Raw genomic sequence first — 267 nt, 5'->3', positions numbered from 1 at the left:
GCGCACGCGTGGCAGTGGCGTCGGACGTGGTCACCGCCCATGCGGGCGCCCTCGACGGCGCGGCCGGCGTGCTGCTCATCGCCGGCACCGGAGCCGTGGCGCTGGGCGTCGACCCCTCCGGTGCGCGTCTGGTCGACGGCTGGGGCCCCGAGCTGGGCGACTTCGGAAGCGGATCCTGGCTCGGCCGCGAGGCGTTGCGGGCCGTGCTCCGTGCCCACGACGGGCTGGCCGCGCCCACCGCTCTCACCGCGGCGCTCGCCGCCCCCG

The 267-nt window shown here is 79.0% G+C and carries 1 protein-coding gene; it reads left to right on the top strand.

Annotated elements, in window-relative coordinates; translation table 11 throughout:
* Nucleotides 1–26 precede the first annotated feature (26 nt).
* A partial coding sequence (locus DW296_RS08380) for a BadF/BadG/BcrA/BcrD ATPase family protein (protein WP_275092119.1) occupies nt 27–267 on the top strand: 241 nt, incomplete at its 3' end.

Source organism: Microbacterium sp. K36 (genome assembly GCF_004794355.1).
Lineage (GTDB): Bacteria > Actinomycetota > Actinomycetes > Actinomycetales > Microbacteriaceae > Microbacterium > Microbacterium paraoxydans_D.
This window is presented reverse-complemented; position numbering and strand designations above follow the sequence as displayed.